The organism is Nocardia sp. NPDC060255 (assembly GCF_042727395.1).
Classification (GTDB): Bacteria; Actinomycetota; Actinomycetes; order Mycobacteriales; family Mycobacteriaceae; genus Nocardia.
The window spans coordinates 31,293-50,989 of the sequence record NZ_JBHXAU010000031.1; the positions used below are offsets into that span (position 1 = coordinate 31,293).

Annotated in this window: 18 protein-coding genes; 7 read left to right on the plus strand and 11 right to left on the minus strand. The window is 65.9% G+C overall.

The genetic code is table 11. The annotated features are described in order from the left end of the window. Positions 1 to 138: 138 nt before the first annotated feature. From ACFWF1_RS37770 to ACFWF1_RS37780, 3 genes are all read right to left on the minus strand, one after another. Positions 139 to 1,341, minus strand: coding sequence for a glycoside hydrolase family 76 protein (locus ACFWF1_RS37770; RefSeq protein ID WP_379290919.1), 1,203 nt, complete (start codon positions 1,339 to 1,341; stop codon positions 139 to 141). Between the two features lie 215 nt (positions 1,342 to 1,556). Continuing rightward, on the minus strand, positions 1,557 to 2,120 hold the full coding sequence (locus ACFWF1_RS37775; RefSeq protein WP_379290921.1) for a dihydrofolate reductase family protein: 564 nt from the start codon (positions 2,118 to 2,120) through the stop codon (positions 1,557 to 1,559). A 605-nt stretch (positions 2,121 to 2,725) separates the two neighbouring features. After that, positions 2,726 to 3,418 (minus strand): TetR/AcrR family transcriptional regulator, encoded by a 693-nt coding sequence (locus ACFWF1_RS37780; RefSeq protein ID WP_379290923.1) that lies wholly within the window; start codon positions 3,416 to 3,418, stop codon positions 2,726 to 2,728. Between the two features lie 65 nt (positions 3,419 to 3,483). Here ACFWF1_RS37780 and ACFWF1_RS37785 point away from each other — a divergent pair, with 65 nt between their 5' ends. Beyond that, on the plus strand, positions 3,484 to 3,963 hold the full coding sequence (locus ACFWF1_RS37785) for a hypothetical protein (protein WP_379290925.1): 480 nt from the start codon (positions 3,484 to 3,486) through the stop codon (positions 3,961 to 3,963). Positions 3,964 to 4,619: 656 nt separating this feature from the next. Beyond that, entirely contained in the window at positions 4,620 to 5,351 is a 732-nt protein-coding gene (locus tag ACFWF1_RS37790) for an alpha/beta hydrolase (protein WP_379290927.1), read from the plus strand. Positions 5,352 to 5,543: 192 nt separating this feature from the next. Here ACFWF1_RS37790 and ACFWF1_RS37795 read toward each other — a convergent pair whose 3' ends face one another. Then, entirely contained in the window at positions 5,544 to 6,152 is a 609-nt protein-coding gene (locus ACFWF1_RS37795) for a hypothetical protein (protein ID WP_379290929.1), read from the minus strand. 133 nt (positions 6,153 to 6,285) lie between these two features. On the opposite strand from ACFWF1_RS37795, the gene ACFWF1_RS37800 reads away from it, so the two are divergent. Both ACFWF1_RS37800 and ACFWF1_RS37805 read left to right on the plus strand, forming a co-directional pair. Then, positions 6,286 to 7,110, plus strand: a complete 825-nt coding sequence (locus ACFWF1_RS37800; protein ID WP_379290931.1) for a HEAT repeat domain-containing protein — start codon at positions 6,286 to 6,288, stop codon at positions 7,108 to 7,110. 648 nt (positions 7,111 to 7,758) lie between these two features. Continuing rightward, a complete protein-coding gene (locus tag ACFWF1_RS37805; RefSeq protein WP_379290933.1) occupies positions 7,759 to 7,971 on the plus strand; it encodes a hypothetical protein in 213 nt (70 codons plus the stop codon). Positions 7,972 to 8,346: 375 nt separating this feature from the next. Here ACFWF1_RS37805 and ACFWF1_RS37810 read toward each other — a convergent pair whose 3' ends face one another. Both ACFWF1_RS37810 and ACFWF1_RS37815 read right to left on the minus strand, forming a co-directional pair. Continuing rightward, positions 8,347 to 8,931, minus strand: a complete 585-nt coding sequence (locus ACFWF1_RS37810; protein ID WP_379290935.1) for a hypothetical protein — start codon at positions 8,929 to 8,931, stop codon at positions 8,347 to 8,349. A 611-nt stretch (positions 8,932 to 9,542) separates the two neighbouring features. Then, on the minus strand, positions 9,543 to 10,031 hold the full coding sequence (locus ACFWF1_RS37815) for a hemerythrin domain-containing protein (RefSeq protein WP_379290937.1): 489 nt from the start codon (positions 10,029 to 10,031) through the stop codon (positions 9,543 to 9,545). Between the two features lie 268 nt (positions 10,032 to 10,299). Here ACFWF1_RS37815 and ACFWF1_RS37820 point away from each other — a divergent pair, with 268 nt between their 5' ends. Next, entirely contained in the window at positions 10,300 to 10,722 is a 423-nt protein-coding gene (locus ACFWF1_RS37820) for a hypothetical protein (protein WP_379290939.1), read from the plus strand. 84 nt (positions 10,723 to 10,806) lie between these two features. Here the strand turns inward: ACFWF1_RS37820 and arfB are convergent, their stop codons facing one another. The 4 genes from arfB to ACFWF1_RS37840 form a co-directional block, all read right to left on the minus strand. After that, the gene (gene arfB, locus ACFWF1_RS37825) at positions 10,807 to 11,235 is read right to left on the minus strand and encodes an alternative ribosome rescue aminoacyl-tRNA hydrolase ArfB (protein ID WP_379290941.1); all 429 of its coding nucleotides are present in this window, start codon (positions 11,233 to 11,235) and stop codon (positions 10,807 to 10,809) included. Positions 11,236 to 11,518: 283 nt separating this feature from the next. After that, the gene (gene sigJ / locus ACFWF1_RS37830; protein WP_379290943.1) at positions 11,519 to 12,493 is read right to left on the minus strand and encodes an RNA polymerase sigma factor SigJ; all 975 of its coding nucleotides are present in this window, start codon (positions 12,491 to 12,493) and stop codon (positions 11,519 to 11,521) included. A 37-nt stretch (positions 12,494 to 12,530) separates the two neighbouring features. After that, on the minus strand, positions 12,531 to 13,640 hold the full coding sequence (locus tag ACFWF1_RS37835; protein WP_379290945.1) for an NAD(P)/FAD-dependent oxidoreductase: 1,110 nt from the start codon (positions 13,638 to 13,640) through the stop codon (positions 12,531 to 12,533). A 228-nt stretch (positions 13,641 to 13,868) separates the two neighbouring features. After that, positions 13,869 to 14,636, minus strand: coding sequence for a TetR/AcrR family transcriptional regulator C-terminal domain-containing protein (locus ACFWF1_RS37840; protein WP_379290947.1), 768 nt, complete (start codon positions 14,634 to 14,636; stop codon positions 13,869 to 13,871). On the opposite strand from ACFWF1_RS37840, the gene ACFWF1_RS37845 reads away from it, so the two are divergent. Further along, entirely contained in the window at positions 14,520 to 14,789 is a 270-nt protein-coding gene (locus ACFWF1_RS37845; RefSeq protein ID WP_379290949.1) for an NAD(P)H-binding protein, read from the plus strand. The two genes, ACFWF1_RS37840 and ACFWF1_RS37845, sit on opposite strands and share 117 nt — an antisense overlap. 182 nt (positions 14,790 to 14,971) lie before the next feature. Here the strand turns inward: ACFWF1_RS37845 and ACFWF1_RS37850 are convergent, their stop codons facing one another. Further along, on the minus strand, positions 14,972 to 18,844 hold the full coding sequence (locus ACFWF1_RS37850; RefSeq protein ID WP_379290951.1) for a hypothetical protein: 3,873 nt from the start codon (positions 18,842 to 18,844) through the stop codon (positions 14,972 to 14,974). Between the two features lie 129 nt (positions 18,845 to 18,973). Here ACFWF1_RS37850 and ACFWF1_RS37855 point away from each other — a divergent pair, with 129 nt between their 5' ends. After that, the gene (locus ACFWF1_RS37855; RefSeq protein ID WP_379290953.1) at positions 18,974 to 19,639 is read left to right on the plus strand and encodes a hypothetical protein; all 666 of its coding nucleotides are present in this window, start codon (positions 18,974 to 18,976) and stop codon (positions 19,637 to 19,639) included. The last annotated feature ends 58 nt before the right edge of the window (positions 19,640 to 19,697 follow it).

Here is a 19,697-nt window from a genome sequence, read left to right on the forward strand (position 1 = left end):
ACGACTCCTCCGGACAGTCGGACAGTCGCTGCACGAAATGGTGACTAGATAACCGGGGCGGTGGCTATCGCGGGGTCCGGAGTGGATCCCGCGACCAGATGTGCTGTGTCGGAACCATATTCGTGAGGCGTTGGGTTCTCAGAGTCCCGCGGCGGTGAGCTGGTGATCTGCTTCGAGCAGTATCCACCCGCTCAGCTGTACCGAAAGATCGTGGCTCAGGTTCGTGGTCGCTGCGGTCGGGCGGGTGAGCTGGGTAAGGGTCCCCGGCAGCTGCGGGACGGTGACCGGGCGGGTCCAGTCCGGACCGAACAGCGGTAGCCCGTCCACCTCGGCGCGATTCTCCCAGGCCGCCCGCGCGGAGGCGTGGACGATGCGCGCGGCGGTCGGGTCGCCCAGGGCCAGTGCGGCTTCCGCGAGATATCTGGCGAGGATGCCCATGAACAGGCCGGAATCGTCCCCGGAGGCCGCGGCGATCACTCCGGCCTTCGTGAGCCGGTCGCCGGTCGCGGCAATGAGGTCTGTCGCGCGCTTGTGATGGTCCGATTCGCCTGTGCGCAAAGCCAATTCGGTTTCCAGGCCGATGGCGACACCCTGGCAGTAGGTGTGCACGGTCCGCTCTACCCGTCCGCCGGGCTCATGGACGCCGTCGAGGATCAGGCCGCTGCCGGTGTCGCGCAATCGGGTGTGCATGAAATCGGCAAGCTCGGTGGCGCGGGACAGTTCGCCCAAGCGGGCCATCGCGATACCGGTCGGACCGATCGCGGGGGTGTTGTAGTACTCGTCGCCTGCGCGCCAGGGCACCGCGCCGACGGACGGGTTCCAGCCGTCGATCAAGTCGGCCTTCAGTTCGCCGACCGCGCCGCCGAATCGGATGCCGAGCAGCCGGTCGGCGCGTTCGAGCGCCAGCACCAGCCAGGCCATATCGTCGTAGTACCGGTTGGTCCAGCCGGTGAGATTGCGGGTGCGGATACCGCGGGCGATGGCGGCGACCCGGGCGACGCGTTCGGGGGTGCGGGCGCGGTACGCGGCGTCCACCGCGCAGTCGAGCAGGTGGGCTTGCCACCACATACACCATTTCACGAACGACCGGTCCACCAAGGACGCGGGCCAGAACAGCATCCCGAGTCGCATCTGTGGTTGGCCCCAGAGCGTGCGTACGTGTCGCTGCACGATCGCCTGTTCGGCCAGGCTCGCCCGCTTGGCCGGCTCGTCGGGACCCGCGGCTATTTTCCGCGTGATCGTCATCGCTTCCGTCGGCTCGGCCAGCACCGTGAGTGCGATCGAGGCGCCGCCCGCCACCAGCACACTGCGCCGGCTGATTCCCTTGCTCCGGCGATCCATCCGCTCGGACTCCCTTTACTGAACGATCCGCAGCCGGAAATCATGCAGCTACATTCTATCTCGCGACGACCACCGCAGCGTGTCGACCGGCTGGGCCAGGAGTGGGCGTCAACCATTGGTTCGACATCGAGGAATACCGTTTCGCCGCTGGTCAGGCCGCCGCCGCGATCTCCATGGGCGGCGCGACGCCTGCCCATGGAGGTCGGACTTTCCGCTTATTTCTTGATCTCGTAGCGCAGAAGTACCACGCCGTTTTCGAAGCCGGCGGCCTCGATGAGCGCCAGGTCTCGCCGATCCTCGAAAAGGCGTGTCCCCTTGCCGCGTGCGGCCGGGCTGACCAGCATCCGGACTTCATCGATGAGGCCCGCGTCGAACAGATAGCGCATGAGTGTCAAGCTGCCCCACAGCCAGATGTCCTTGCCGCTCTGCTCCTTGAGTTCCCGGATGGTGGCGGCCGGGTCGCGCGTGATGGTCGCGGCGGGAAAGTCGCCCCAGGGGGCGTCCGCCAGCTTCGACGAGGCAACGAACTTGGTGAGGTTGTTGAGCTTCTCGCCGTACTCGCCCTGGTCCTCGGCGTACGCCCACCCCGTGGACTGGGCGTAGGTATTCGCGCCGAGGATCATCGTGTCGACCGAGTCGATGAGCCCCAGCACGCTCGCATTGAACACAGGGTCGGTCGACTCGGAAAAGGACTCCCCGGACACGAAGCTGAGCCCGCCGTCCTCCTCCGCGGCAATGTTGTCGACGGTAACCCACTGCTGGACTACGAGCTTGCGCATGGCGTGATCCTCCTTCGTCGCGCGGCCCGTTGTGGCCGCTGTACCCCTGGGACGGAGCCCGCGTCGCGTTCTCGACATCCGGAAGCATCAGCCGCACCAACTCTCGGGATCTGCACTCGCAATAGGGCCCTATTGCGAGTGCAGATCCCGAGACAGAGTGCGGCTGAGGGTGAGCCGGAGCGAAACACCAGTGAATTGGGGGCAGCTGGGCGTGCAACGGGCCTACCGCGGTCGCCGATTAATCCACCATGATCACTCGTAAACTTATGGCAGGCGGATTGCTTTGCGCTGCCGCGCTTTTCATTGCGGCCCCGGCGGCTCAGGCTGGAACGGGCAGCTCAGGGTCCGGTTCGCTCATCAATATCGGCTGCCTGCTGCAGTCCCTGTCCGCTCAATCACCGACCGCCGACTGTCATCCCGTGCAGATCCCGACCGCCGGAATCGAAGACGCCACCGCGCCCGCCGCGCGCTGAGTCGATAGCGCCGAATACTTCCAGGATTTGAATTTCAAGGTCGCCGCCGTCGCGCAACTGTCAATACAGGGTTCGGCGGCGGCGATCGCAATCCTCGGCAGCGAGCGCCCGGTATTGCCTGTGCGAGCTGGGTTACCCGGTGTCCGGTGTATGCGTGGCGAGTCGTTCGGCCGCGCGGACTCTCGATTGTTCGAGGCGGGTGCGCTCGTCGCCCATTCCGACGAGTAGGTCCATGGTGGCGGGGCCGAGGATGTTGGTGGTGGCGTGTCCTTCTTGACCGAGGTAGCCGGTCATTTCGAGGAGCACCACGCCGTGCACCAAACTCCACAGCCGTCCCGCGATATCGGCGATCGGGTCTGGACGGATCCGCCCTGCTTCGACCATTCGCTCGACGACGTGCATCATCTGGTTGAAAGACGTTGTGTCGATGCCAGATTCGACGGGCACGGCGGTGGTGCCGAGGTTTCTTGCCGCCGGCCGGGTCATCTGCGGGGACACGAGGCCGAACATCAGCCGGTAGCGCTGCGGATTGGCGAGTGCGTAGGTGCAGTACGCATCGCCGGCGACGAAGAAGTCGGCGACCGGATCGTCGGTATCGGGGATGCTCAGTGCGGCACCGAAGCGCGCGAAGGCCTCCGCCGCGACCGCCTCCAGTAGTTCGTTCATGCCGCCGAAGTGGGTATACACGGCCATCGTGGACGCGCCGATCTTGGTGGCAACTGTGCGCGCCCGCAATGCTTCCGGGCCGACCTCCTCCAGCAACTGGATGCTGGCCTCGATCAGTTGCGCGCGTCTACTCGGCGACTGGTCCGATTCCGCGGTCACTCTTGCCACTGCTCCATAACGACGTTATCCTACGGGCATAACACTGTTATGAATCTGGGGGAGACATGCGCCGTCATGATCTCGACGAGGTGGAACCGGCGGCGGTGCTGTCGCCGGAGGCGCTGCTGGCCGCGATACCCGGGCATTTCGACGCGGCGACGCCACTGGTCGAGTGGGCGCGTGAACTTGGGGGTCTGCACGCGGCTCGGATATCGGAGCAAGCTGATCCGGTCGACTTCGACGCAGCCGCCGAGATCGCGCGGATCGTCGCCGCGATCGATTCGTGGGCCGCGTTGCACGTGCATCGAAACCTGGACGCGCGCAAGGAGTCCCACTCCCTCGGTGAAGTCCTCAGTCGCGTCGTCGGAACATACGTCCAGGCACGATGGACGGTCCTGCATCCCGTCAACGAGCAGGTGCAACGCGCGGCCTGGCGCCACCTCGGCGAAGCTCAGGAAGGTTACGGTCGGCTCGTCGCGGACATCGAGATGCGGTATTCCGCTGGGGTGCAACAGAATCCGCGACCCGACTCCAGGCCGGAGTGAATGTCCATGATCGTGTCGTCGAGCAGATACGCGCGGCCGTGTGAAGTCAGTCGTCTGTAGCGCCTTCGAGCAGTTCGCTCACGTGAAAGTAGCCGACGTTGCGCGGGCCTTCGGTGACGACGACAACGGAGCCCGCCCGGACCGTGTGGGCACCCGTGTTCGCTACGGTCAGCCATCCAGCGCTGGCGGGTGAGCACCACGCTGATCGGTCATCGACTCGCAGGACAAACGAGGCCAACCCGTCGTCCAGACCGTATGGAGGGACGAATGCTGTTGCGGCATAGTCCTGCTCGGCCGGAGTGGATGGTGGTGCCGACGACCTACCGCCTTGGTCGGCAGTAAGCCACACGACATGGCCGCGAAACGGCAGACTGCCACGAAAACGCATGACGACATCCTGCCGCATCGAGCGGACCTCTCGGTTCCCGACTCATCCGAGGAAGGACGCCAGCAGGCTCTGAGAAGCGCCGCACCGCCCCTCCGCGAAAACCTGTTGGCGGACAACGACGATCACTGCTAGTTTTCAGAAACCGTGTTGGACAACGAGGAGGTGGTACCCGTGAACGCAATATCGATATGGGTGCTCCCCTCTGGGGTCACGGTCGGGCGATAGGTCGTCCGGGAGCGCCGTTTATGAGCTCCCGAAAGGCACGACCATGCAATTCACTTCTGAAAAGCGCCTCGACAACGTCCTCGAGCGCGAATTCACCCTCGGCGAGATCCCCGGCATCCTGTGGACGCCCGCATCCGCCGCCACACCGTCCCCGCTGATCCTGCTCGGCCCGCCTCCTCTCGGGCTGCGCAAGGTGTACCCGCGACTGGCGGCCCGAGCCCGGCACGCCGTGGCGGAGGGCTATGCCGCGGCCACCATCGAGCTCCCCTGGAGCGGTGATCGACCTCGTTCCGCCGCAGGCGATCAGGCCCTCGCCGACCTGCATCGGGCGATGGCGGCCGGCGGCCCGGTCGACGACGATATCGTCGACCGGCTCATCCTCCCGCTGGTCGACAAGGCGGTCCCGGAATGGCAGGCCACCCTGGACGACCTGCTCGCGCTGCCGGAGATCGGCGGCCCGGTCGGATATTCGGGCGGGGTGATCTCCATCGGCGTCCGGCTGGCGGTGGTCGAGCCGCGCATTTCCGCCGCCGTGCTGTTCGCGGGAAGTTTCGTGCCCCGCGCCATTATCGAAGAGGCCCGGCAGGTCACCATTCCGCTGCACGTCCTGCTGCAATGGGACGACGAAGGAAACGATCGGCAAATGGCCCTCGACCTGTTCGACGCCTTCGGCTCCAAGGAGAAAACGCTGAACGCCAATATGGGCGGGCACACCGGCGTCCCACAGCACGCGGGGGAGGAGGGGAACCGGTTCTTCACCCGGCACCTGACGTAACGGCGGCCCGCCAGGCCGATAGCAGTCGATAGGAACTGTCGGCCCAGGATGCCGCCATCGAGGACAGGTTCCGGCCCTCCTCGATGGCGGTGTCCAGCCGCACAACCACTCTCGACCGGGCCGGTACCGCCCGGTCGGGGGCGGCTCGTCTCCGGACTGACGCCTGTGGAGGTCGGCCGCTGATCGGTTGGCCTACGAAGCGGCCCGATTTTTCAGAAGATCTGTGCCGAGTCGATTCGTTCGTTGAATCTTGCTGGGCACGCCGAGTTTGATGAGAATTCCTACTGCGCCTCGGGCCTGGGCTCGGCTGCGATCGTCGAGATCAAATATCGCATGGACCAACCCTTGGCCGAACGCCTCGGTCATCCGGCGGTCGAGCACGTAGATGATGCGTCGAGCCAACACAAGATGCACCACGAACCGAACGACAATGAATGCCATCAAGGCCACCAGCGCCCAGTGCCATGGTGCTGATACAGGTCCGATAGCTCCGCTGACAAGGAAGATGAGCGTCAGCAAGGGCGGCATGACCAACAGCATCGTAGCGATCAAGGGCTTGTACCGCCCGGTCCACTGGAGATCCAAGCTGAGCATCGCCGCCGCGAGCGCCCCCTGCTGCTCGGCCGGCGAGAGCTTGTCGAAAGCAGGCCCGATGATGAGAACCGGCTGCCTTGTGCGGAAGCGCGGTTGCACTCCATCCGCACACCAGTCCGGTACATCGCCCGACTCGACATGCGGAGCCAGCACACCGAATCGCGAGGCCAGTTCCGCAGTCTGCATGCTGATTTGATCTGAATTCACCCGCACATGATCTGTCAGGGCCACACGAACCGCCAAAACACCTCGGCGCGACTCCGTCGAATCGGTTCACGTGCGGTGTTGACCACCTCGAACGTGGTCAGGGGAGGAGATTGTGGCCAGGTACCGTTGGGCGGTGAACCCAGCTGATGTGCGACTCCTCAAAGATGGTGATCTCGACACCCGCGAGGAGAATCTGCGCCTGCTGCTCGTGCGGGCCGCTGATGGCGACGCATCCGCCAAGGAAGCACTGTGCGCGCTCGTGCGCGACTATCCCGACTACCACCGGTCCCTGTACAGCCGGGCATTGAACCGGGCGGCGGTCTTCGGCGACGACACGCTGCGGGCACCGCTGCTCGCAGCGCTGGCCGACACTCGATACAACTGCCAGGCCTGGGCGGCCATGGGCTGCGCGGCGCTCGGCTTCCGCGACGCAGTTCCCGGTCTCGTCGCGATGCTGGACCACTCACAACAGATGGCTCGCGAGCAAGCGGTGATCGCCCTGGGCACGCTCGCCGACGAATCGGTCGTCCCGGCGCTCACACCCGTGCTGCAGGACTCGATCGTCGGGATGCGCGAACGTGCCGCCGAAGCCCTCGGTCTGATCGGCGGCGAGGCGGCCCTGGCCGCACTCTGGAACGAATTCGAGCACCGCCGCTACTACCGCATCGGCTACATCGCGAGCGCCCTGGCCACCTTCGCCCCGGACGTCATCCCGCGACTGTGCGCGGCAGCGGACAGCGCCGACCCAGACCAGCGCTACTGGGCGGCCGTCGCACTCGGCTCAACCGGCGACGACCGCGCCGTGCCGACCCTGGAACGGCTGATGGCCAATGACCGTGGCTCCACCGTCTTCGACGGCATGGTAAGCGTCGCCGCGAAGAAGGGCCTCCGCACCCTACGACGAATCCAAGCCGCAATCGCCGCCCGCGAATCCGGAACTGGTTCCGCAATAGGGTAATTGGTGTCGCTGCATGATTCGATCTGCGGCGGCTCGACGCTTGTCGTCTTCCTCGGCGTTGATTCATTCCGCGCAACGCGCCCGGCTCCGCCTACGGGACGTTCGTATCGTTCTCGAGCTCGGGCACGACGTGACCTTAGAGTGCCGAAACCTGAACAGGCACTGTGCCGTAGGCCACGGAGGGGTTATCCTTGATCTCGTGCCGCATCTTTAGGTTCCGCTCCGCCTCTATCTGGTTACTCGCGCCGATCTGGCACCGGGGATACAGGTTGCTCAGGCGGTACATGCCGCGTTCGACTTTGCCGTTGCCCATCCCGACGTGGTCGCTGGCTGGCACGCTACCTCGAATGTGTTGGTGGTGCTCACCGCACCTGACGAACTGTCTCTCGGATGGTTGTGCGCCGATGCCGCTGCGGCTGGCCACCGATTGGTCCGGGTTCACGAACCCGATCTCGACGGTGCTCTGACGGCTGCCGCTTTCGAACCAGCCGCTCGCCGGCTAATCGCCCACCTCCCACTCGCCTTCGCTGAACGAGGGGAGGTGAGAACATGACTGATTCCATCGATACTTAGCTGAGCGACCTGCGTGCTCAACTCGTCGAACTTGCCGCCGAGCGAGACGCGCTGCGCGCCCAACTCGCCGGGGATATGCCTACGGCCACGCGCTGGCTGCAGCGCAAGGTGTGGCGGCAGACCGCCGCGCTCGACGTGCTGAACCGCCGCGTCGTCACGCAACGGTTCGTGCTGCGGACGCTCGACGAGCTCGGGCGATCCCTGACGGCCGAGGAGTACCGAGCCGCCAGAGCCGCGACCGCGAACACCGAATTGCGGGACCGGATCGACGATCCGGACGCAGCCTGATCGGTCATCATGTGAGGTGGCCGGCAGCGCGAGCGTGCCGGTCACCTCACCTCAGCCCCAGATGCTCGACGGACGAGCAGCCGCCTCTAAAGCGGCCGCGAGCGGGTTCGACTCCCGCCTGGGGCACCCATGCCAATTGCTAAGTCCTAGAACGCTTTTACGCGGGCCGAGACCGGCGATCCGATCCCGCAGCGGCTGCGCGGCACCGCGGGCGGACCGGCCCGACAACCGTCACGGTCGCCGCACCCCTCAATCGAGAGGGGAGCGGCGACCGCGCGCACTCGAGAGGTCACGTCTCTATCGGAGAGTGTTCTCCCGGCACCTACTCTGGGCACAGAGGCGCTGGATCCACCGCACGTCTGTGCCGCCATGCCGCTAGGCCGCGACCGTGCAGGTGGTTGGGCCGTACATGAAGTTCCAGCCGGGGCCGGATTCCGCGGCATAGAGCCGATGGGCGCCCGCGGTGGTGGGAGTCCACTGGACGCTGGCGGTGGTGCCGACGCCATCGGCGATCACAACCGGTGAGCCGATCGGCACGCTCGTTCCGTCGGGGCCGACGTCGCTGAACGCGATGGTGGTGTTCGGATTCAGTACGGCGGCGCTGACGGTATAGGTCGAATTCACTTGCGGAGTCGTGCTGGACACCGCGGGTTGGTTGGCCGGATTCGACCCCGAGGCATAGGTGCAGCCCGCTGGCGCGACGCCGCAGGTGGTCGGGCCGTAGGTGAAGTTCCAGCCGGGGCCGGACTCCGCGGCATAGAGTCGATGGGTGCCCGCGGTGGTGGGAGTCCACTGGACGCTGGCTGTGGTGCCGACGCCATCCGCTACCACGACCGGTGAGCCGATCGGCACGCTCGTTCCGTCCGGGCCGACGTCACTGAAGACGACGGTGGTGTTCGGATTCAGTACGGCGGCGCTGACCGTATAGGTCGAATTCACTTGCGGGGTCGTGCTGGACACCGCAGGTTGGTTGATCGGGTTCGACCCCGACGCATAAGTACAGCCCGAGGATGGTTGGTCGGCGTCGGCTGTCGCCATCGTTCCGCCTACCGTCGCCATCGCGACCGCCACTGCGACCGCGATTCCATATCTGACGACCGCGTGCATCGGCCGTCGCCCCTGTGATCCCATGGAGTCCCCCCACTATCTGCCCCGATGTCCGGGGTGTCGAAATATCAAGCATTGCAACCGTATTGCCGCAACATGAGGCAACGTACCGCAGGGGACCGACAAGTCAGCGCGACGTCGCGACAGGCGACCGGGATAGACGTTGTCCAGCCGATCGCGACGAGGCGTGCACGAGTTCGTGCTCACCGAATTGCCGGACGACGGTGCGAGATTGACGCACCGCGAGCACTTCAGCGGGCTGCTGGCCTGGCTGACCAAGGAAGGGCCGGCGGGCGGAGATGAGGGGTTCGCAGCCTTCAATCGGCAAGCGCCGCGTGGAAGCCGTGACCGCCCAAGCAGGCGAAGTGTCGCGATGATCGTTTGAACCTGCACCGAATGCAGGATGAGTTCGCAGGGCGCGATGGGGATACCGGCGGACGACCACGCCCGCCCAAATCCCTGACCTATCGTTGCCTGCGGTCGAACAGCTCCGCAGCGGTGTATTCGGCGCTCGGCAGTTCGTCGAGGGCAGCGGTGATTCGACGTTCCTCCCACTGAAAATGGGATTCCATAATGGCCGACAGTCCCGCGATCTCGCCGCGTACTGCCGCTAGATTCTCGGCGCTGAGATCGGCGAGTGTGGTGGTCATCCGGGTCAGGATGTCCGCGATCAAATGGTGGTCGGCGGAGAGCTCGGTGAGTACCGGGGCCAGGTCCGGGAAGCGCTGGGCCAGAACGGGAAACGCTGTTTTATCCTCGCTGGTGTGGTGGTCGGTGAGGGCCTGGCAGAAAGCCAGGCAGTGCGCGCGCAGGTCCCGGAGCGGGGCGATCGGCTCGTTGCCCCGGTAGTCGTCCAGTGCACGGGCGACGCGGCGTAGTTCGCTACGCAACCGGTCGTGAGTGTCGATCAGTTCGCGGCCCAGGGCGTGGGCGCGTTGGGGAGGGGTGGGCATGGAGACATCTTTCGCGGAGGAGACAGCCTTCGCTGATGGCAGGAATGCACGAAGGTCTGAAAGGTGTTAGGGCAGCGGTTGTTACGCGCCCGGTGTCAGCAGGGCAGGAAAAGTGGTCCCATGGTTGCCTCCTGAAATGCGGTGCCTCCATGCCGACGCCGTCCACCCGGCGCGCACACGCGACACCACCACATCCTATGCGGTGTGCGCGCGGTCGAGGGGAGGTCGGCGGGCGCGAGGTGTCGGTGCTCCGTGCCATCATCCTCGTATGTCACTGGAGTTCTTCAATGGGTTGTCCGGGACGTTGGCGATCGAGTTGACGGAACCGACCAAGAATGTCGCGAACCTGTCTAACCAGAGTGCGACCGCAACCGCGACGATCACGAAAGTCTCGTTTGTGCCGAATGTGTTCGAAGACGGGGACTTTCGGGACTTGACCGACGACGAGTTCGACCGCGTCGTCCTGGACCTGCCCGTGCTGAACTTGCGGGGGCTCGGCGATCCCGTGGAACACCGAGCCCCCAACGGTAAGTGGTTCACGGTGCGTGACCTTGTCGCCGCTGTCGGCGAGACGGAACGGAGCACTCGCCAGCAGTCGCAGTGGTTCGACGGCGTCGACGTGCATCACATCTTCTTCGAAGGCATCCACGAGGGGGACGACGGAGTTTGGGAGATCTATTGGGGGTCGTGAACATCCGGATCGTGTCGTGGCGAGTGCGCTCGGTCGAAACAACGCACGCCGAGGGAATCGCGTTTCGACTTACGCCGACCTCGGCTAGTCGTCGGGGGAGGCGCGGCGGTTGCGTTTGGTGACGCCGCGCCGCTTCTTCGCGGCGATGCGCCGTTCCTTTGCTCCGCGTGAGGGTTTGGTGGCTCGGCGTGTGGGTGGCGGGGCGGCAGCGGCGTCGCGCAGTAACGCGGCCAGGCGTTCGCGAGCGGCTGCGCGGTTCTGCAACTGTGCGCGCTGTTCCGATGCGGCGATCGTGAGCACCCCGTTGACCAGGCGGGTGGCCAGCCGGTCGAGCATCCGGGTGCGCAGCCACTCCGGCACGGAGGGCGAGTTGGCAAGGTCGAACGACAGCTCCACCCGGCTGTCGGTGGTATTGACGTGCTGCCCTCCCGGACCGGACGACCGTGAGAACCGCTCACGCAACTCCGACCCGGCTATCACCAGCCCCCGAGTCACGGTCAGGTCCTCCACCATGATCCGACGCCGCTCTTTCCTGTCCGCGAGTCGACTAGCCGTCTTTTCGACTGAATGGCGACCTCGCCATTCACGATAGCGACGACCTTATCGACGGGTAACAACCAGGCCGTCGGAACATGCCGCGACCCGTGCCGGTCGAACCGGCCGGAGACGAGACCGATCGTGCGGTCGTGGGGGTATTGAGGGCGATACGGAGCAGGTCGGGATGCGGTGTTTCTGGTTCGGGGACAAGCGCGATGCCGAGGCCGTGGGCGACGAGGGAGTTTCCGCAGTCGCGCTGTTAGTCGCGTCGACCGCCGGGGGATTCACTCTCCACGCGCACCTGAGTTCTTATGGCGGTCGACGAGAGTGCGCCGCCGGGGTTCGTTCGGTATTGGGCGGCGGCGAAGGTGAGTTTGTCCGGGTTGGCGATCGAGTAGAACGCGGTGATCAGGTCATCGACTATGACCATGGAGACGATGGCGAGTAATTTGTTGTCTCGGTGGGCCAGGGCGGCGGGTTGGTCGTTGATCAGGCCGATGGTGAGGGTGATACCAGTCGCGCGGGGGTTGCGGGACAGTGCGGCGAAGTAGCGTGTGACGTGGTCGCGGCCGTGGATCGGACGTCGTGCCAGTGACATTCGGCCGCCTCCGTCGGCCCAGGCGACAACGTCCGCTGCCAGCAACTCCTCCAGAGCCGCTACCTCGCCGCGGACCGCGGCGGCGAAGAAACGGGTGACAATCTCGGCGTGGCGGATGGGGTCGGCGTTGAATCGCTTGTGCTGCTGACCGATTCGAGTACGGGCACGTCGATACAGTTGCCGCACATGGGCTTCGTCTCGGTCGAGCACGTCGGCGATGTCACGGTAGCGGTAGTCGAATGCCTCGCGCAGTACGAATACCGCCCGCTCGGGCGGGGTGAGCTGTTCGAGCAGCGCGAGCATGGCCAGGGTGACGCTTTCGCGCTGCTCGACGGTCTCCAGCGGGCCCAATACGCCGTCCGCTGTGAACACCGGTGTGGGCAGCCATGATCCGATGTACTGTTCCCGGACACTGCGTGCTGAGGCCAGCCGGTTCAGGCACAGGTTGGTCACGACCTTGGTCAACCACGCCAACGGGATCCGCACCGGCTCGGCGGCCGCTGCCCGCGCGTCCCATTTGAGGTAGGCGTCCTGCAGGACGTCCTCGGCTTCGGTGGCGTCGCCGAGCAGCCGATATGCCAGCCCGAACAGCTGACCCCGGTGTGCCTGGAATTCCGTGAGTGTCTGCGCCCCCATCACCGCAGCCTGCCACGCGCGTGCCGGTGGCCGCATCTCAGCGTTGGGCCTGTCGCAGCGCGGTGCGCGAGATCAGTTCCTTGAATCGCGCCGAGCCTCGCCCGGTGAGGGCTGGACCGGCCGGGCTGTCGTCGGCGTGGGTGAACTGCGTGACCCCGTCGTGACGGCCCAGGCTGATGTTTTGCCAGATGTAGCGGATGGCAACGGGTTTCGAAGGTCGGCCGTGTAGTGCTCGGTTGATCTCCTGTGCCACATAGGGTGCCATCTGCATCGCGGTCTGACAGGACATGCGGGTTCGGGTACCGCCCGGGGTAGGTGCCGCGGCAACGTCTCCGACGCCGTAGATATCGGGATGCGAGACCGACCGCAGCCGGTCGTCGACGATCATCCGGCCGACGGCGTCGACGGCCAGCCCTGCGTTGGCCGCCAGGGCGGGCACCCGGAAACCGGCGGCCCAAATTATCAGATCGGCGTTTCTGCGGCATCCGTCGTCGAAAAGCAGTTCGCGCGCAACGACTTTCACGATGTGTCGTCCGTCCTGGACGGCGACACCCAGCTGCTGTAGTGATCGGCGCAGGTGTCGCTGGGCATGCGCGGACAACCAGCCGCCGACCGGTGCCGCGGTCACCATCTCAACGGTCAACTGCGGATATGCCTCAGCGAGTTCGGCAGCCGCCTCGATACCGGTGAGCCCGCCGCCGACCACCACCGCAACCGCGCCGCCGGGTAGTTCTCGCAGCCGAGCGCGCAAGCGCTGAGCCGGGTTTAGTTCGGCCAGCGAATACGCGTGCTCGCGTACCCCTGGCACCGCATCCAGATCCGCTCCACTGCCTAACGCGTATATCAAGGTGTCATATCCAAGCGGCTCCGGCGCATCAGCCACCCGCACCCGCCGCGCGACCGGATCGAGCCCGACAACCGTCCCCACCACCAGTTCAACCTTGGTCCCGGTCAGCATCCGTGCCAGGGGCCGATCCGAGAGCTCCTGCCCCGCAGCCAGTTGATGCAGCCGGATGCGCTCGGTGAACCGGTCACTGCGGTTGACCAGAATCACTCGAACGTCCTGGCGGCGCAGCAGACGCCCAGTGCGAACGGCAGCGGTGAGCCCGCCGTATCCAGCTCCCAGTACAACGATTCGGTGCGCCACAATCTCTCCTTACGGTCGCCGATGCGATCACAAGGTTGAACCGGCGTGATGGGGGATTCGTGACAAGTCCATGCCTGGTGCATCGGTCTCGGCTAGCTCACCGGTGGAGCCTGTCGGCTGTGGGGGCGAGAAATTCGGTGATGACCTCGGTGAGCCTTTCCGGCTGGTCTTCGGACAGCAGTGTGTAACTTGTCCTCGATCTCCACCAATCGGGCGTCAGGTTAGAGCTCACCGTTGTAGATGTGCGCCGAGCCCGTCGAGCAGATAGGTCAGGCCGTTCTCGAAGTTCGCGGCCCAATCGGACCCGGCAAGATAGCCGCCCTGGGCGAGGGTCGGATACCGATCCGACTGTGCTGCAACGAGTTCCTCGCTCGCGCGAATGTCCGCCTCGGACAGTCGCAGGCTCGACTCGCTCGCGGCCGAGCCTGCGACATGGCTGACCAGCGCCCAACTCGCGGCGGAGACATGCGGGTCGACGAGCCCGGCCCGCACCAGCGTCGCTCGGAGGAATTCCATCCAGGCGAGGAAGTTCGGACCGAGCAGCGGCCGACGATTGGCCGCCAGGCCGGCAGTCCATGGGTGGCGGAGCAAGGTGGTGCGCCACTCGGTCAGCAGGGTAGTGAGATCGGCGCGCCAGTCCTCGCTGTGCCGCTTCGGAATCGGAGTCTCGCCGAAGATCGCGTCCACCGCGAGGTCGATCACATCGTCCTTGGTGTCGAGATGCCAATACAGCGTGGTGGAGCCGGTGCCGAGTCGCTGGGCGAGGCGCCGCATGGTCAAGCGCTCGAGGCCCTCCTCATCGAGCAGGGCGACTGCGGCGTCGATGATTCGCGCGCGAGTTATCGGCGGTTCGCTGCGCCCGGACGGTGACGGCCGCGCATGGAGAACATCGTGCGGACAAGCGACATGGACTGGACCATCATGCGGGCGGCGGGCCTGTTCGATCGCAATATCCGCACCAGCTATGAGATTCGCACCCCACCCACGCCTGGCCACTACACCGCGCGCATAGACCTCGCCGACGCGCTGCTGCGCGCAGTCGTCGACGGGCGTCGTACCCGGGAAACTGTCGAAGTGATCACCACTGAGGGCACACCGACAATTATTGATATCCTCCGCCGCGAGGCGTTCGGACGCTCCAATTCCTAGCTGGTTTTTCTGACAAGGTTCTCGAAGGTGAAGCGGCAGGGCCTAATTGAGATTTCGAATGTTGCCTGCTGATCCGGCTGCGAGGCGATGAGCTCCGCCGCGTCGCCCTGCCCATCAGCACGCCTGTTACTGCCAATAGTCTTGTAGCAGAGTGAAATTGGGTGACGGGGAAGCGGTGATTGTCAGGGGCAAGGGGGTCGGTAGGGGAGGTCGGGGAGGTGGATTTGCCATTGCTGGCGGGTGATTGTGCCGTGGGTTATTCGGCAGATGCGTTGGGCTGCGTGGTCGGTGTCGAGGTCGAACAGGAGGATGGTGTCGGTGCCGTCGGCGTTGACCATGGTGTGTCCGTCGGGGCTGAAGGCGAGATCGAGTGGTGCGTCCGCTCGGGTGGCTACCGGTTGTCCTTCGGGTTCGGGGTGGTTCGGGTCGGTGACGTCCCAGAATCGGATGGTGTGGTCGGTGCTGGCGCTGGCCAAGGTCTTGCCGTCGGGGGTGAAGGCGAGGGTGTTGACTCCGTTGGTGTGGCCGGTGAGTTGTGCTGTCGGTGTGGGGTGGGTGGGGTTGGTGACGTTCCAGAGTCTGATGGTGTGGTCGGTGCTGGCGCTGGCCAAGGTCTTACCGTCGGGGGTGAAGGCGAGGGTGTTGACTCCGTTGGTGTGGCCGGTGAGTTGTGCTGTCGGTGTGGGGTGGGTGGGATTGGTGACGTTCCAGAGTCTGATGGTGTCGTCGGTGCTCGCGCTGGCCAAAGTCTTGCCGTCCGGGCTGAATTCGGTCCAGGTGATGTAGCTGGTGTGGCCGGTGAGTTGTCCGAGTGGCGCGGGGTGGGTCGGGTCGGCCACGTCCCACAGTTGCGCGGTGTTGTCGTCGTGTCCGGTCGACAGCGTTCTTCCGTCGGGGCTGAACGCGAAGAAGCTGGCGTGTCTGGTGTTCAGTTCCAGCGTCGGTCCCAGGATCGTGGGATGGGCCGCGTCGGCGACGTTCCATAGTTGGACGATTCTGGCGTAGCTGAGCACGGCGAGAGTTCGTCCGTCCGGACTGAATCGCACGTAGGTGTTGCAATTGCTACAGGACTGCAAGTAGCCGGGTGCTGCCGGAATGCGGCCGGACTGGATCGGCTGCGTCGGATCGGTGGTGTCCCAGAGTTGGACTGTGTTGTCCTCGGCGCCAGCGGCGAGCAACGTGCCGCGTGGGTTGTAGGAGATGGAATTCACGGTGGCCCGGTGCCCGGCCAGGACGGTCATCGGCAGGGACCAGAGCCGGATCGTGCCGTCGGCACTGCCGGTGGCCAGGGTGTGGCCGTCGGGGCTGAAACCGACTGTGTAGACGGTGCTGTTTCCGTCGGCGAGCGGCACGGCCAATGGCCCGGCATGTGCCGGCTCGGATACGTTCCACAGCCGGGCGGTGCCGTCGTCGCTGCCGGTGGCCAGCCGACGGCCGTCGGGGCTGAACGCCACCGACCAGATGCCCGCGGTGTGCCCGGTCAACGGCTGGCCGGCCGGGATCGGGCCGGCCGGGTCGGTGACCTCCCACAGCCGGACGGTTCGGTCGCCGCTCGCGGTGGCGAGCAGGCGATTGTCGGGGCTGAATGCCACCGCGAGCACGATGGCGGTATGCCCGGTCAGCGCGGGGCCGACGCGTGTGACATGGCTCGGGTCGGCGACGTGCCAGAGCAGCACGGTGGTGTCGTCGCTGCCGGTGGCCAGGGTGTGGCCGTCCGGACTGAACGCCAGCGAGCGCACCGGCCCGGTGTGACCGGTCAAGGGCGGACCGGACGATATCGGATGGGCTGGATCGGCCACGTTCCACAGCCGGACGGTGTGGTCGTCGCCGGCGGCCGCGAGGGTGCGTGCGTCCGGGCTGAAGGCCACCAGATAGATCGAGCCACTACCGACGGTAAGCGGAGGCCCGAGACCGGTGGTGTGTTCGGGGTCGGAGATGTTCCACAGTCGGATGGTGCTGTCGTCGCCCGCGGTCGCCAGCGTGCGGCCGTCCGGGCTGATCACCGCCGCGAACACCCAGCCGGTGTGGCCGGTCAGCGGCTGGCCGATCGGTCGCGGCCGCGCCGGGTCGCGGACGTCCCACAGCCGCGCGGTGTGGTCTTCGCCGGCGCTGGCCAGCGTGTGTCCGTCGGGACTGAAAGATGTCAGCGTCACTTCGCCACCATGTCCGTGGACCGCGGCGGCCAATGGCGTGTTCTGGGTGGCGACGAGTCGGTTGCGGCTGTTCGGATCGGCTGGTCGCAGACGCGCGGCCACCAGATCCAATTGCGCCGCGAGCGACGGCTCACGCTCCGTGATCCGGTCGGCCTCGGCCATCACACTGCGATAGACGACATCGTCGCGCTGGTGCAGCGCGGTCGATCGCTGTTGTACGGCAACGAACGCGGCGACGGTGGCCAGCACCGCGAAGACCACGACAGCGACGGTGAGCAGGCGGGTGACGCGAGACCGTCGGTCCGATCTCGCCTGCTCGTCGATTCGAGCCTGGATGCTGGCGTGCAGAAACTGCCGCTCCCGATCGGCCATGTTGCGGCGGCCCGGATGCGACCATGCGGACACCTGAGCCAGGCGAACTCCCTGATACAGCAGCGTCGGATCCCGGTTCAGCGCCTCCCACGCCTCGGCCGCCTCGGCCAGCTGACGATGGGTGCGCAGGCCGTCCCGGTCCTCGTCCAACCAGGTTTGCAGGCGCGGCCAACCCCGGATGAGGGATTCGTGCGCGAGTTCCACGCCGTGCTCGGTCACCGTGACCAGTCGCGTGGCGGCCATCCGGTCGAGTACCGCGCGAGTGACATCGTCGTCGAGTTCGTCGTGCGCGGCTCGGCGTTTGGTGTCCTCGGTGCCCTCGCCCGGCGCGATCAGCCGCAGCAGTAGGTGTTTGGCGGCCACGCGCTGAGTGATGTCGAGGCCGGTGTAGAACGTCTCGGCAGTTTGCGCCAAGGCTCCGTCGACTCCGCCGACGCTGTGGTAGCCGGACAGGGTCAACGTCGTGCCGCGGCGCCGCCGCCACGTTTCCAGCAGCGCGTGCGACAGCAGCGGCAGCGCGCCCACCTGCCCGGCGGTCGTCGCGATCAGCGCCGCCAGCAGCGGACCTTCCACCACGCACCCGGCCCGCGCTGCCGGACCGGTGATGGCTTGCCGTAGCTCGTCGACGCTCATCGGTCCGACCGGCGCCTGCGCGTCGCGCAAGGCGGCCACCAAACCTGGATGCGTGGTGAGGCGGCCGTAAAAGTCCGCGCGCACACCGATTACCACGCGACAGCGACTGGTCGGTGCCTGCGCCGCGGCCAGCAGCGTATCGATGAACTGCTCGCGTTCCACGCGATCGGGACAGACGGTGAACACCTCTTCGAACTGATCGACCACCAGCACGAGCTCGGCCTCGGCGGGTTGTTCGGCCAGCGCCTGGCGCACCAACCGGTGCAGGCCGTGGGCGTCGGCCAGCAAATCAGTGTGCACGCGGCCGGGTGTGTGGCCGACGAGGGTGGACAGCGTGATCGCGCACTCTTCCATCGGGTGCGGTCCTGGCGTGAACACCAGCGCGGCACTAGACGGGGTCGCGCCCGCGCGGACTCGGGCGATCAGACCGGCGCGCAGCAAGGAGGATTTGCCCGACCCGGACGCGCCGACGACGGTGAGGAATCGGTGGCGTGGCAGCTGCGCCAGCAGGTCCTCGATGAGGTTGTCGCGACCGAAGAAGCGGTCGGTGTCCTGTGGCTCGAACGCCGCCAACCCGACATACGGCGCCTGCCCGTCGTTCGCGAGCGCGGGCGGAAGCGCTTGGGCTGCTGCGAGTTCGGCGGCCAGCGCGCGCCAGCGCTGTTCCCATGCCGGCACGTCGCCGTCACATGCCCGCACGTACGCCAGCGTTACCGCGAGACTCGGCAGCTTGCGGCCGGACGCCGCCTCGGACAGCGCCGCCGCCGAATAGTGTGCCCGCCTTGCCAACTCGCGGTAGGTCGGCCCGCCCGCCTTCGCTCGCAGGCCGCGTAGATCCATCGCCAACAGGCACAATTGCCCGCCATCAGCATCGAGCAGGCGTTCCGAGCGTGGCACCGTGCCCCCTCCGCATCCCACACCGTTGTTCGGCAATTGTTGTTCAGCGCAAGGAGATCGACGCTGAACAACGAATCCGGGCTAAACCTAACGCAGTCCACACCGCAAGACCTTCAGGGGAATCCCCACTTGGAGCTGGCCGCCGATGTCGTCGACAGCCTTCAGGAGGGGAGTGGGCTGAGGTTCCGAGCCCTCGACGCGTGTCGAGGTGCGACGCCGATCATCAGCAAGGAATTCACGATGAATCTGTTGTCCAAAGTCAAGGTAATTGCGGGCGCATCCGTTCTCGCCGCGACGGTGCTGTCGATGAGCTCTGTACCCGCTCAGGCCGCGCCCGCCGGGTCGGCACCCCCGAGTGCCGCAGAGTTACGCAATACAGATTGTCCAGTCAGCAACCCGCTGATCACCTATCGGGTCCACGTTCAGGACGCTGGCTGGTTGGGCCAGTCCTGTGACGGCTACGTTGCCGGCACGACCGGCGAATCCCGTCGGATCGAGAAGCTCGAAGTGCATGCGAACATCGGCTATCTCTGCCTCAAAGGCCACATCCAGGACCAGGGCGACGATCCTTCTTGGAGCTGCCAAAGCGGGGGCACCCCCGCGGTGACCGGAACCGAGGGGCTGGGTCGCCGCCTGGAGGGCGTTCATATCTATATTGCCAATTCCCCGCCCATTTGTGCGGAGGCCCATGTGGAGGGCGACGGTTGGCAGGAGGCCAGGTGCGGTACCGACCTCTGGGTGGGTACGTCGGGGCAGGGCAAGCGGATGGAAGCCATAAAGATCTGGAAGCAGTAATCAGCCCGGCGTAGCCGAATTCTGCTGTCGCCGAGGGTGACCCGGCGCGATGCGTGCT